This is a genomic window from Paenibacillus sp. MMO-177 (assembly GCF_037147795.1).
GTDB lineage: Bacteria > Bacillota > Bacilli > Paenibacillales > Paenibacillaceae > Pristimantibacillus.
Genome location: NZ_JBBCUR010000001.1, coordinates 1,227,318 through 1,241,133 on the forward strand (window position 1 = coordinate 1,227,318; position 13,816 = coordinate 1,241,133).

Annotated in this window: 9 protein-coding genes; 1 reads left to right on the top strand and 8 read right to left on the bottom strand. The window is 53.6% G+C overall.

From position 1 onward, the window contains the following. Positions 1–10: 10 nt before the first annotated feature. Together WFK81_RS05555 and WFK81_RS05560 are read right to left on the bottom strand one after the other, a co-directional pair. The gene (locus WFK81_RS05555; protein WP_336785423.1) at positions 11–1,033 is read right to left on the bottom strand and encodes a Gfo/Idh/MocA family protein; all 1,023 of its coding nucleotides are present in this window, start codon (positions 1,031–1,033) and stop codon (positions 11–13) included. Then, positions 1,033–1,881 (bottom strand): sugar phosphate isomerase/epimerase family protein, encoded by an 849-nt coding sequence (locus tag WFK81_RS05560; RefSeq protein WP_336785424.1) that lies wholly within the window; start codon positions 1,879–1,881, stop codon positions 1,033–1,035. The genes WFK81_RS05555 and WFK81_RS05560 overlap by 1 nt, the downstream gene beginning before the upstream one ends. 145 nt (positions 1,882–2,026) lie before the next feature. Between WFK81_RS05560 and WFK81_RS05565 the strand changes: the two genes are divergently transcribed. Then, complete coding sequence (locus tag WFK81_RS05565) at positions 2,027–2,926, top strand: AraC family transcriptional regulator (RefSeq protein ID WP_336785425.1); 900 nt, start codon at positions 2,027–2,029, stop codon at positions 2,924–2,926. A 346-nt stretch (positions 2,927–3,272) separates the two neighbouring features. Here WFK81_RS05565 and WFK81_RS05570 read toward each other — a convergent pair whose 3' ends face one another. The 6 genes from WFK81_RS05570 to WFK81_RS05595 all read right to left on the bottom strand — a co-directional run bounded on the left by WFK81_RS05570 (position 3,273) and on the right by WFK81_RS05595 (position 13,813). Beyond that, positions 3,273–4,319: a LacI family DNA-binding transcriptional regulator gene (locus WFK81_RS05570; protein ID WP_336785426.1), complete on the bottom strand. Its 1,047-nt coding sequence runs from the start codon at positions 4,317–4,319 to the stop codon at positions 3,273–3,275. Between the two features lie 199 nt (positions 4,320–4,518). Then, positions 4,519–5,892: an ABC transporter substrate-binding protein gene (locus tag WFK81_RS05575; RefSeq protein WP_336785427.1), complete on the bottom strand. Its 1,374-nt coding sequence runs from the start codon at positions 5,890–5,892 to the stop codon at positions 4,519–4,521. Between the two features lie 80 nt (positions 5,893–5,972). Continuing rightward, complete coding sequence (locus tag WFK81_RS05580; protein WP_127492530.1) at positions 5,973–6,812, bottom strand: carbohydrate ABC transporter permease; 840 nt, start codon at positions 6,810–6,812, stop codon at positions 5,973–5,975. Positions 6,813–6,826: 14 nt separating this feature from the next. Next, entirely contained in the window at positions 6,827–7,720 is an 894-nt protein-coding gene (locus WFK81_RS05585) for a carbohydrate ABC transporter permease (RefSeq protein WP_127492528.1), read from the bottom strand. A 12-nt stretch (positions 7,721–7,732) separates the two neighbouring features. After that, a complete protein-coding gene (locus tag WFK81_RS05590; protein WP_336785428.1) occupies positions 7,733–8,833 on the bottom strand; it encodes a Gfo/Idh/MocA family protein in 1,101 nt (366 codons plus the stop codon). Between the two features lie 375 nt (positions 8,834–9,208). Continuing rightward, on the bottom strand, positions 9,209–13,813 hold the full coding sequence (locus WFK81_RS05595; protein ID WP_336785429.1) for an S-layer homology domain-containing protein: 4,605 nt from the start codon (positions 13,811–13,813) through the stop codon (positions 9,209–9,211). Between the last annotated feature and the right edge of the window lie 3 nt (positions 13,814–13,816).

Sequence of the window (13,816 nt, forward strand, 5' to 3'; positions counted from 1 at the left end):
TGGCGATCCTTTACGGTACCGCAATCCATGCGCCGCGTTGATCCGCCGATTCCCGCTCCGCCGTTACGATCTCGATGCTGCCCTTTGTGCTCTCCGGAGTAGCCGTATCCAGCGGCAAGCCGTGGATAAGCGCTTCGATGAAATATTTTTGCTGATAGTAATAGCCCTGATCAGCCGGCAGCTCGGCCGTGAAGCCTGCTCCGTCATTCGGATTAACTTTGACGGAAGCGCCATCGAACTGCACGTTTCCATGCTCAAAGTTAGCCTTGTAGCCCATCTTAAAACCATAGTCGCCATTTAACGTCCAATCCACTTGGGCGGATACAATCTTGTTATCCGCATAACGATAATGCGTGGAGACGATATCGTAGCCGCTTCCCGCGATTACGTTTCTGCCATAACACGATACCGCTTCCGGCTTCCCAAACAGCCAGTTCACGACATCGGTATCATGCACGTGCATATCGAGCAAAGCGCCGCCGCCCTTTTCGTTCACCAGCACCCAAGGTCCCCAGGAAGGCGTGCCGCCGCCGCGGTAGAAGTATGCGCTTGTTACATTGCCGAATTTACCGCTGCTGACCAGCTCCTGTAGGTAGACATAAGCCGGCCAGAAGCGCAGGCATTGCCCGATCATCAGCTGCTTGCCGCTTGCTTCCGCGGCCGCAATCATCGCGTCACACTCTTCCGCATTCATCGCCATCGGCTTCTCGCAGAGCACATGAACGCCGCTGCTCAGACATTGGGTTGTGACATCGCGGTGCAGGAAGGTAGGAAGCGTAATATCCACCGCATCAAGCTTCTCGCTCTCCAGCATTGCTTGCACCGACGTATATTTGTTGAACCGGCCGTAATCGATCGCGTTCTCCGAGGAAGTATCGATATTACCTCCGATGCCGCCGCCGTTCAGCTTCACATCGTCCACGTCACACAGCGCTACGACGCGAATCGGCGCTCCTTCTCTTTCGAGACGCAGGTAGTTCTCTAGATGGGTCTTGCCCATAAATCCAAGTCCAATCAGTCCAATTTTTAGCATTAGCGTTCCGTCCTCCCTAAAATCGCATCCATTGCAGCCGACGTGTTATACACGATTTGTTTCGTATGATGGGTGTATGGCGGGATCATCTCCGCCGTTACGTAATCGTTATAGCCGATTGCTTCCAGCGCGCGAATAACTTCCGGATAGTCTACGTCACCCGCAAGCAAGTCTACAAAGCCGTGAAGTCCGCCCGCTTGTCTGCGGTAATCCTTGAAATGCACCTTCTTGATCCGTTTGTTCAGGATCGAGATCCAATGCTCCGGGTAGCCGGAATATACAACATTGCCTACGTCGAAGTAAGAACCGACATACTCGGAGCCAACCGCGTCAATAAATCCGCGCATTTCAAGCGGCGACAGCAGGAACTTGTTCCATACGTTCTCGATGCCAACGGATACCTTCACCGCTTCCGCTTCCTTCGCCAGCTTCGTGAAGAAGGCCAGCGCATTGTCGTACGCCCGGTCATAAGGAACCACCGGCGCATTCGGAATAAAATCAACGCCTACCGCACCAGGTACGATCAGCACCGAGTCCACGCCCAGCGCAGCCGCGTGCTCAAGCTGCTTTCTTGCAACGTCAAACGCTTTTGCGCTCACTTGCTCATTCTCGCTGGTTGGCGGGTAGTCCCAATACAAGCCGCTTGCCAGGCTCGACAGCTCGATACCGGTGTTATCCGCAAATTGGCGGATTGCTCGTACTTCTTCCGTTGTACTTTCCAGGCTCAGCGGGCCTGTCTCGTTCAGCGACAGCTCGATGCCGTCAAAGCCCGCATCCTTCGCCAGTTCAATACTTTCCTCTATACTCATGCCTGCCGGAAATGACCAAATATTTATCCCTTTTTTCAAGTGAGGCAGCCTCCTTCAGCTCTTTATAGTGCCATTATAAAGGGAGCCGCGAAGCCCTTCTTTAGCAAATCAGCCGGACCTTTTGCACAGGGCGAAAAGGATTTATAATTAGTGCAAACAGGGCAAAAAAGGGAGAGGGCAAAAGGTGGAATTCATTCGCCATACGTTGAAAGAAATGCTTGCGGTACGCAAGCTGATTTCGTTCCATTACTTTGAATTTGCGAAAGGCTACATATTTGAAGGGGAGCAGCATGACTTCTGGGAGCTGCTTTACGTGGACAAGGGGAATGTGGAAGTAAGGGCTGATGAGCAGACGCATCAACTGGAACAAGGCATGATCATCTTCCATAAGCCGGGAGAGTTCCATACGGTGAAGGTTGGCAGCCAGCATAAGCCGCCCAATCTGTTCGTACTCTCTTTCGAGTGCGCTTCCCCGTGCATGCAGAGCTTTGAGAACCGGATTATGCAGCTCGGGACAAAAGAACGGAATCTGCTGTCATTGCTCATGCAGGAAGGCTTTTATTCCTTTGAACCGCCTTACGACAAGTCCGATCTCCACGAGCTTGTTACCCGGGAGGACGCCCCCTTCGCCAGCGAGCAGGCGATGCGCAATTACTTGGAGATCCTGCTCATTCAGCTGATCCGGCAGCAGGAAGATGCCGACCGGCAATCCGCGCGCAAGCCCGCCTCCTTCCAGACGGAGAAAGCGGAGCAGCGAACGGCCGACCGGATTATCTCCTATATGCGCGAACACTTGGCCGAGCAGTTGACCTTGGACAGGCTGTGCAAGGAGCTTCACTTGGGGAAAAGCCGGCTTAAGGAAGTGTTTCACGCCCAGGCCGGCATTGGTCCGATGGACTACTTCAAGCAGCTTAAGATCGAGGAAGCAAAAACGATGATCCGCGAGCAGCAGTACAACATGACCGAGATTGCCGCTATGTTAGGCTACAGCAGCATTCATTATTTCTCGCGCGATTTCAAGAAAGCGACCGGCATGCCGCCGTCTGATTACGCCCGCACCGCCAAGGCCCGGGCGCAGGGGTGAGCAATCCCTTGGTTTATGTTGCACGATATGCAGTGTAATCGTACATTTGGGGCTCTCTAATAGCCATATCCTGCACGGAGTGCAGGATATCAGGGGAAAAACGGTTTATCTGAGCGCCTTACGAACAATATACTGCATTCCATGCAGCATATCTCATCAGCAGCCACTGTTTTGGGTCATTATCCTGCACTTCGTGCAATCGCAACTCCGCGTTTGCTATACGGTTGCATGCGCATTGTGCCTAGGGCCAGGCGGAGCGCAGTTCTACTTGCAGAGTTCAATGCCATGCGCATAAAAAAGGCGTCCCTTAAGCCATCAAGGATGACTTTAGGACGCCTTTACTCTTTTATTGCACGCTGCTGATGGCCGGTTGCTGGGATTCGGAAGAGCGGCGGTATACCATCCGGTACGGAATCGTCATGCGCACCGGCAGCGAATATTGATGATTCAAATAATCGAGCAGCAGCTTCACCGCGAACATTCCCATCTCGATTTTCGGTACGTGGATGGTTGTAAGCGGCGGCGAAGTGAACTCGGAAATTTCGATATTATCGACGCCAACCACCGCGATATCCTCGGGAATGCGAAGACCGCGCTCCGAAGCGGCGCGCATTGCCGCAATCGCCATCATATCGCTGGCCGCGAATATGGCGGTTGGCGAATAGCCTTTTTTCTCGAATGCCTGCTTGGTCAGCTCGTAACTGAGGGATACATCCCACTTCACGTCGATGATCCAATTGTCGTTCAGCTCCAGCCCCGCTTCGCGCATCGCGCTTTGGTAGCCGAGGAATCGCTTCTCCTGACGGAAAGGATCATTCAGCTCCGGACCGCCAATATATCCAATCTGCTTATGTCCCTGCTTGATCAGATGCTGCACGGCTTCCTTCGCCGCGGCTTCGCGGTCGTAACAGACGACCGGAATCGTTCTGTCCGCCAAATCCACGCCAACAACAGCCTTCACGTTCTGCTTGATCCACTGGTATGCATCCGCATCAATCCGCTCGACAATAATCATGCCGTCAATCCGGTGCTCCTTCACGAGGGACTGCAGCTGCTGGATATCCTGCTGATTCTCGATGCTGTATACAAAATCCAGCCGCAGGCCGGACTCCGTCAATGCTTTCTCGATACCCTCCAGAATAACGGAGAAGTATGGATTATTATATTTGTTCTGAGGAATGGCAACGACACAGCCGATATGAACCATCAGCTTGTTATCGGATTTGCCCAGCTTCTCCGCACGGTTCGCCTTGTAGCCGAGCTTCTCCGCAACTTCCCAAATTTTCTTACGGGTCTCTTCGCTGACGGAACGGGTGGAGTCATTCTTCATGACCCGCGATACCGTCGAGATCGATACCCCGACCTGCTCTGCAATATCCTTCAACTTGGCCATCATACGTTCCTCTCTGTTCCTATATCGAATATATGCTCTCTATAATTGCGGCAACAACGCAAAAGTTGCGGCAAATTCTATTGTATAGCCCTATTCATCAATAGTCAAGAAACACCGTCATTTCAGGCTTTCAGGCCTAAGCAAAAAAGGGAAAAGAAGCGACCAAACGCCTCTTTCCCCCGCTTTTTCCTTAACCCTCTTATTTCAGCTTGGATTCCAGATCCTTAATGGCCGCATCCACGTCGCCGTCGCCGGCAAGCGGATTCTTAAGCGATTGCTCGCCGTATGTCCATACCAGATCCGTCTTCTTCACCGTGAACGGCGAGATGATGCCGAACTGCTGCGCGTCGAGGAAAATTTTATTCGCTTCGCCTGCGGTTGCGATATAAGCATCGGATGCCGCTTTATTCGCAGGAATCGAGTAGCCTTGCTTCGCCAGCTCGGTTTGACCTTCAGGACCTGCCAGCCATGCCAGCAGCTTGTAAGCTGCCTCTTCATGCTTCGTGTTGCTCGAAATCGCGATACCGGCCGGTTGTACAACCGTTTTGTTTTCTTTGAATTTCGGGAGGTACGTAATGCCGTAATCTACCTTAGCTTCCTTGAAGTTGGTTGTATTCCAGTTGCCGCCCGGGTTCATCGCAACCTTGCCGGTTGTAATGCCGAGGTTCACCTGGCCGCCAAGACCTTCGATTTGCGCAGGCGTTGTATTGATTTTTTTCTTCGTTGCGTCAATAAAGAAGTCCAGTACTTCACGTGCTTCAGGGGTATTCAGGGCAAGCGATCCGTCATCGTTCACAAGCTTCGCGCCGTTGGACCACAGCTCCGGCTCCAGGAACCAATCCATGGAGGAACCAGGCGATACGGACATGCCCCATTGCACGATGTTGTTGCCGTCAAAGCCGGCTTCGCCAGGGTTCTTGCCGTTCTTGTCGAGCGTCAGCTTGGTTGCGATGTCGATAATCTCATTCCAGGTTGGTTCAAGGGAAGGAACGGGCGCGTTCTTCGGATTTTTCTTCGGATCCGCAAAGATCGCTTTATCGTAATACCAGACGATAACGTTCGCGTCGATCGGAAGCGATACCTGCTTGCCGTTGTATTTATGTAGACCGAGCAGGCTTGGGTCAATATTGTTCAGGTCGAAGCCGTTGTCCGCAAGCGGACCGTCCAGTTCTTTGAAGATGCCAAGCTCGGCATATTTCTCAATAAAGGCGTAGCTGGTTTTGAATACATCGGGAAGCGTGCCGCCAGCGGCGTTAGCCGTCAGACCGTCCCAATAGCTGCCCCAGTCCTTGCCTTCCAGCTTAACGGTAATGCTCGGATTGGCTTCCATGAATTTGTCCAGAAGCTCTTGCGTACGCTGCAGCTCTTCCGCCGTTCCCCATTGCGAATACGTAATCGTAACCGGCTCGGCTGGCTTCTCTGTCTGCTCGGCGCTGCCGTTATCGCTTTGCCCGCCGTTTGCCGCGGTATTCGAACCGCCATTATTGTTGCTGCTGCCGCAGCCGGAGATAATAATCGTCATGGATAATACCAGCGTAAAAAGACCCAATAACCACTTTCTGTTTGTTTTCATATCCAGTTCCCCTTTAGATTATTTTGAAAACAGCAGTATTGAAAATCTTATGCCTGCCCGTGTTGTTCTCCCTATCGTCCTTACCCCTTCGAACCCGTGAGCACCACCCCCTCAACGATATAGCGTTGCGCGAACAGGAACAGCAGACCGATTGGCACAATGCTGATAAAAGCGCCGGCGGCAAGCGCCGGGAAATCCTGACTCGTCTGGCCGATGAGCAGCTGCAGACCAACGCTGAGGGTAAACATGTTGTTGCTCTTGATGTAAAGGAATGGTCCGAGGAAATCGAGCCATGAGTTCACGAAAGCAAAGATTACTGTGGTGACGACAATCGGTTTGGACAGCGGCATGATAACCTTCGTAAACACGGTCCACCGGTTCCCTCCGTCGAGATAAGTCGCTTCGTCAAGCTCTTGAGGGATCGTCATGAAAAATTGCCGGAACAAGAAGATGTAGTACGCGCCGCCAAGCCATGCCGGAACGATGAGCGGCAGCCACGTATCCACCCAGTGCAGCTTCGTAAAGAGCACGTAGGACGGGATCATCAGAATGGACGGCGGGATCATCAGCGTCATCAGGACGATCGGGAACAGCCGGTCCTTGTATTTGGTTGAAAAACGCGAGAAGCCGTAAGCTACGATCGAGCTGGACAATACCGCGCCAAGCACCACAAGCGCGGAGATGGCGAAGGAGTTCTGGATCCACCTCCACATCAGCGGCTGTACATCAAACAGCCTGTTGAACGCTTCGAAGTTGAGCGATTCAGGCAGCAACGTCGGAGGAACCTTGTACGTTTCGGCTTTTGTCTTGAGCATCGTCGACAGCATCCATACGAGCGGTCCCGCGAACAGCACCAGCGCGGCTGTCAGAAGCGCGTATTTGCCGGTTTGCTTCATCACGCGTCTGTTAGACGTAGTCATCTTGTATCCCCCTTCTATTTCTCGCCTTCATAATAGACAAACCGCTTCGACAGCTTCATCAGAACAAACGTAACCAGCGAGATCAGCGCGAACAGGAAGATGGACTGCGTCATCGCCATGCTGAATTTCAAATCCGTAAATGCCGATTTGTAGATGTTATAGACAAAGGTGTACGCCGCGTAATTGGGCCCGCCCTTCGTCAGCAGCAGCGCTTCCGTAAACATCTGAAAGTTGTACATCGTCTGGATAATGACAACAAACAGAATGGAAGGACTGATCATCGGAAGTGTCACGCGGAAGAACGATTGAACCTTGTTAGCCCCATCGATGAGAACCGCTTCATACAGATGCTTCGGCACGTTCTTGAGAGCGGCCAGGAAGATAAGCACCCCGCTCCCGGAGATCCATACCTGCAGCAAGATGATAACCGGCTTGATCAAGCCTTCGCTGCCCATCCAGTCAATCTTTCCGATCCCAAACACGGACAACCCCGCGTTCAGAATGCCGAATTCCGAGTTGAAGACCAGACGCCAGATGATGACGGTCGCCACGATCGGCACAAGCGTCGGCAGGTAATAAAAGGTCCGGTAAAGGGCGATGCCTTTGACGTTCATATTGAGCAGCAAGGCCAGCAGCAGCATGCCCGCCGTTACGATCGGAACGCCAATGATGACGAAGTAGGCCGTGTTCCCCAAGCTTTTGCTGAAGATCGGATTATTGAACATGTCCACGAAGTTCGATAACCCGACGAAGTTATAGTTCGCCGCGCCCGGCAGGCGGGCATCGGTAAACGCGTAAAACACGGAAGTACCGAAAGGAACAAGGAAAAAGAGCGAGAATCCGATTATCCAAGGGGAAATAAATAAGAAGAAAATAAGTGTGTCGTATCTTCTCAGCTTGCTTTTCATCCGGGCACCCCCTTACTTCATTAGTTCGTTCACGTAAACATAGCGTTCTTCCACGATGGATTTCTCCGCCGCCAGCGCAATCAGAAGCGCGTCTCTGCCGATATAAGCGGAGGCAAAAGGCTGCTTGCCTTCCTTCACGCTCTTCACGAATTCAATTCGCTGCGTTTGTCCGCCGGTATGTCCGCCCATAATGGAGTCCGAGGTAACGTCGATATCGAGGTGGTCGCGGGTAAAGTTTTGTCCGCCAACGATGTCGATCGTTTTGTCGTTTTTCGCCACCATCTGGCCGCCGTTCTCGCCGATCAGCCCGATCTCAAGGCCGTCCCCCATCAAATTGCGAGGCTTCAGGTACATGCAAAGGCCAAGATTCGCCTTGCTTCCGTTCTCGTATTCAATCGTTACCCAGGCATGGTCGACGATCGAGACATCCTCGATTGGCTTAGCAGGGTAATGGCTGTAGGAGTTCGTAATCAGGTTCGGTTGCCCCTGCTTCATCACGTGTTGTCCGCCGGTTGCGAATACCCGTACCGGCTTCGAGCCGATCATCCAATTGAAAATATCAAAGTGGTGGCAGTCCTTCTCGACCAATGCGCCGCCCGACTTGCTCTTGTCATAGAACCATTCCGTCGGCGGGAACGGATCGCGGAACTCTTTGCACCACATCAACTTCACATCGCCAAGGCGGCCCCGCTCCAGCTCCTCGGCCATTCTCCGGTATACATTGGAGTAACGGTACACGAGACCAATCTGCAAAATCCGGTTATGAGTCTCGGCTGCCTCAATAATCGCGTTGCAGTCCTCAAGGGTATGGGCAACGGGTTTTTCCAGAAAGACATGCTTGCCTGCTTCGAGAAAAGAAACCGCTACTTCACGGTGCAAATAGTTCGGAACGCTGATGACAACCGCATCGATGTCTTCTTTATGTATGAGCTCTTTATAGTCGGTTACGATAACCGGCTTGCTATTCTTCAGCTCCGCAAGCGTACGGTCCACGTTTGTCTGGTTCATGTCGCAAATATAATTCACCTTGCACTCCGGCAGCAGATCAAAACCGATGCAATGATGCGAGCCCATATCTCCCACGCCGATAAATGCCATTCTCAGTTTTTCCATGTCTACACTCTCCATCGATAATTTTGCGCCAAATATGATCCGGATCGTTACAACTCATGGCGAGTAGTCGTTTTCATGTTCTGATCATAACGCAGCCTTCACGACAAGTCAACAATTTTTGGGTAAAATACCTGACATGTTTGCGCCAAAATTTTTTTATTTGTTTTTATCAGTAATAACGCGGGTTTTTAGCTAAATATTTAAATATATTGCTTCATAAATTTTGGAAATATGACACCAATAAGTAAAGTTTCGTTTAAGTATTTGCGCCAAATTAAATGTACTTTAAGCAAAATTCGCCAAGAAATTTCTACCAAACATTCTTGGGGCAAAAAGAGACTGCCCGGCTTTCCGGGCAGTCTCTCGTGCACACTCTTATTTCAACAGCATCTCCATCAATCGAAGCGTAATGACTGCCGCTTCAGCGCGCGACACGCCTTCCTGAGGACGGAACCGGCCGTCCTCATCGCCGATCAATAGACCAAGCTGCTTCGCCTTTATTACGCTATCTGAGGCCCAATCGCTAATCTGTTCCGCATCCCGATAGCTTGCGTCTTCATGATTAGGTGACGTTACCGCAGCTGCTTCCCCGGAAATCTTAGCGGCCGCCCGAATCGCCAGAACCGCCAGCTCCTCCCGGGTGATTTCCGCATTCGGCCGGAACGTATCGCCGTAACCATTCATTAATCCCGCTGCCAAAACTTCCTTCAACTCCTTCGTATACCAAGCCTGTGCCGGAACATCCCGGAACGGCGTTTGCGTTCCGCCGTCCGGCACCGTCCCAAGCCCCAGTATTCTTGCAAGCATGGCGGCAAGCTCTACGCGGGTAACGGAACGGTTAGGCGCAAACCTATCGCGGTCTACTCCCTGCATCACTTGCTTGGCCGCCAGCGCTTCGATGGCGTCCGCCGCCCAATGTCCTGCCGCGACATCACGGAAGACCTTCTCGTAATTCAGCCATTGATAGGTTCCCGGGGTTGTTATTAGCGCCGTTAACAACCCGTTACGGAAGCTCGCAGAGGCCGCTTTTAACCGTTCATTCTGAATACCGTAAAGATTAACGGCATTTACATCCGTCGAATCGGGCTTCAAGGACACTTTGACGGGCGTAGCCGCAAAATCAATCGTCTTCTCCCACGTAGCCGTAGTTACCGCAAGCCCAAAGGAAACCGCCTGCCCGATCCCTTGTGCCGCAGCGTTATCCTTCGCTGCATAGGAAGCAAGATCCAAGCCGGGCTTAACCGTAATCGTCAGCCAAGCCGCGCCGCTTCCAGCCTGCTCCTTCGCCTTGGCCAGCAGGGAACCCGGCAGCTCCCAGCTTACTTTCCCGTCCGAAACAACAATGGACGGATTATCCGCGAGAGCCGACGCCCGAAGAGGCACCTCGAGTTTCTCTTTGCCTGTAAGCAGCGTAACAGCAAGCTTACCGTCCGTGAGAACCGGATTGTTCAGGCGCTGAACCTTGCCGTCATCCGCCGTCGGCGCCGAGCCGTTCCCGCTGCCCGCACTGCCGGATGAGCCGGTCACCGTCAGACTGCCAACCCCGTATCTTCCGTCCGGACGTTTCCCGTCAATTGCCAGCTCCATGCCCGGAGAATCGGTTGCCGGATCGATGACGGCAATAAGCAGCTTGTAGCTGCCTGCCGCAAGCGTACTTGGCAAATTCAGCTGCTGCTCCAGCACATGCCGGCCTGGCAGAAGCGTACGCAGATCGGTATTCTGCCGCTCTTTGTACACGATTGTTCCGTTGGCGTCGGCAAGGCTGTATTCCAGCTTCCAATCCTGATAGAACGGAGCAACCCCTTTATTATTTAGAACCGTCTCGAAGGAAACAGATGCTCCGTGCGCCGCGGAGTCCGAATGCTTAACCGCATCGATAACATAGCGGTAGCCCATCATTTTCTGCATCGTCTCGATGTTGGACTGAATGTCGGTTCCGTAAGCCGTGCGCGCCGGGGAAGACGGACCAAGCCACGAGGTATGGCTGACCCGCATCTGGCGCAAAGATTCCATTACGGCATCATCGGTCAGCCAGCTTTCCGGGTTGCCGTTGGCAAACTCTCCGCCGGAGTACGCATACTTCCAAAAGTCCGGCATCGCCGAAGCCGCTTGCGCAGATGCCGCATCCGCCGGATTATCCACGAATTCTCCGATGCCCGACCAGCCGTTTTGCGTCCAGCCGACCCACTCGTCCGTGCTGGATTTGATGCCGAACACGTCGTTAAACAATCCGGTCCGCTGCTCGCTTGCGATCGGGAACGGCTTTCTCATGCCAATCTGCTTATGCTTAAACGCGTCCAGGTAGTGCTGAACGTACTGATCGGAAATACTCAGCTTCGGAAACACGCCGGAGCCGCTTGGCCACGTATGCCACTCTCCCCAGTGACCCAGGCTTCCCAATTGCACGAAAGCAATCCGCGGATCATTGTCATACCGCTCGGCTACCTTGGCAATCATCCGCTCATGCTCGGCCAGCAGCGTCTCGCTGTTGTAATTCGGGCTAAAGCCGGAGCCAACCTCCTGCGTATCGTACCAGGTGCCGGCATTCCCTTCCGCGGCAAGCTCATCGTACAGCCAATCCGGAATATCCTTATGAGACGGGTCGGCCGTAGGCGTATCCATTACAATCCGCAGATTGATCCGTTTGCCCTGCGAAGCCCAATAAGCGAACTGATATTTCTGCTCGATGCCTGCCCAGTCGAACTGCCCTTTTACCGGCTCCAGCTCCCGCCACGAAATCCCCGCATACACCAGACTGTGCTGCTGCGGATACGGAGTGCCGTCCGCTTTGGAAGAATCCTTCGCCCAAGCCACCCATCCCATAAAAGGATTGTTCAGCAGTTCAAAGCTTTGGCGCGGGTAAAATACTCCTGCCGTCTCCTGCGTCCGCACCGTATTGTCCACGGTCAGCGGCGCGCTGCCGCCCATCGGCAGCTGCAGCATGCCGCGGTTAGCATAGCCAAGCTTGATTGGAGCTGGTTCATCAAGACCCAGTTGATCCAGGTATACGTTGATTTCAATCGCATCGTCCGTTACAGCCAGATAAACCGGACCCTTCTCCTCCCACGATCCATTCTGTTGGTTGTATTCGTACAACGTCCCCCGGTCGATTTTGTAATCGAAGCCTTCCTCCGTCCATAAGCCGGTTAACGCTCCCGTAGCGGAATCGCCATCCGTATTCAGATAATAGACGTTACGCAGATCGAGGTTCTTGCCCTTCACCTGGACGTACAGCTTGCGCTCGTCCTGCACTGCGTCCAGCACATAGGAGGAACCGCCAGCGGCGGCGCCAAGCTCCACCCCGCTCCAATCGCTGTCGTCCCCGTCTACCGTTATGGAAGAACCGCTGCTGCGGAGCTGGATAACAGCCGGATCGCCGCTTGCATCTGGCGCGGCATAGCTGTTGCTCAGGAATCCGGCATGAATGGACTGTTCATCGGTAATCCCAAGCTCGCTAAGCGGCACGGACCATTCAATCACTTTATGATCGCCCGTTCCCGCACTGACATAAGGGAATACCGCAGACGTCTGATCCCAGCCGCCGCTTCCGTTCGAAGCGTACAGAATGGCCGTCTGAACCAGGTATTCGGCGCCGAGCTTGCCCGCCCACGCCCAGCTGGAGGTACCGGTGGAAGGATTTTTGTCCGTATCCAGGAACAGATGCTCCCACAGATTAGGGAACTCGGCATTATCGATTCGGCCATCAATGAGTGCAAATAACTTGTCGTCCGTCACGTATGTTTTCACCGTCGTCAGCCCGTCCGCCGTAACGGTCAGTGGCTGAATACCCGCCCAATCCGAGGGATCGCCGTCCACCGTTAATTGCGGCTTCGCCATGAGGCTAATCTCCGCGGGATCGCCGGCAGGGTCCGGCATGGCATAGTTATTGCTTAGAAAAGCAACATGAACCGACTTTGCGTCGCCGGCATGCAGGTCAGCAAGAGGCAGCGTCCATTCAATCGTCTTGGCATCACCCGTTCCGGAACGGGCATAGCTCAGTCCGGTCGCCGCCTCCTGCCAGCCGCCGCTTCCGTTTGCCTCATAGAGAAAACCGGATTGGACGAGATATTCCGAGCCCAGCGTGCCCGCCCATGCCCACATCGCATTGCCGGTTGAAGGCTTTCGGTCAACGTCGATCAGCAGATGCTCCCACAAATCCGGGAATTCGCCGTTGTCGATGCGTCCCTCGATCAGCATGTGCAGGGCATCCGACGATACCGCGTATTTCACCGTCGTTTTCCCGTCCGTGCTGCGGAGCAGCTCAGGCACGTCAGCCCATTCGGCACCATCCCCGTCAATGGCCAGATTGGTTGGAGGCGGAGGAGCCGCTTGCGCCGCGCCGCCGGAGGAGGAAGGCTGCACAGGGACCATTAACTCGCCAAGCTCCGGCAGCATCGAGCCTTCCGACAACAGGCCCACTTTGATTTTGCCGGCAGGATCGGCAGCCGGAAGCGCCGTCAGGTCAATCTCGTATTCCGCCACGGTGTCGTTATCCTTCAGCACAACCTGTCCCCGCTGCACCCAATCTCCATTCTCGTACGCATATGCAGCATCGCCTTCGATCTTGTAATCAATGCCGCCAGAATCCCTCCACCCGGCTATATTCGCTCCCGTTGCCGCATTATTATCGGCATTTATGTACAGCGTCTTGGCGCGGTTCATCCCGCTTCCCTTCGCCATGACATAAAGCTTGCCGTCCTGATTAACGGCTTTAATGGATTCCATCCGGTTATTAGCCGTTGCCTGATTCGTGTGCCCGCCATTCCAATCCTCGAAATTCCCGTACAGCGGCGAGGCACCGGAACGGGCTTCCGCAGCTGTCGCAGGCAGCCCGACAGCCGGAAGAGCCCCCATCATTGCCGCCAATGCCGTTAACGCTAACTTTTTCCCCGTCTTGCCCATCGTTTCCCCATCCCTTCGGTTTGTCCTTCCGTTTGAAGCGATTCTCGACGAACTCTCCCCTAGACGTTGCTCTGCCAATCG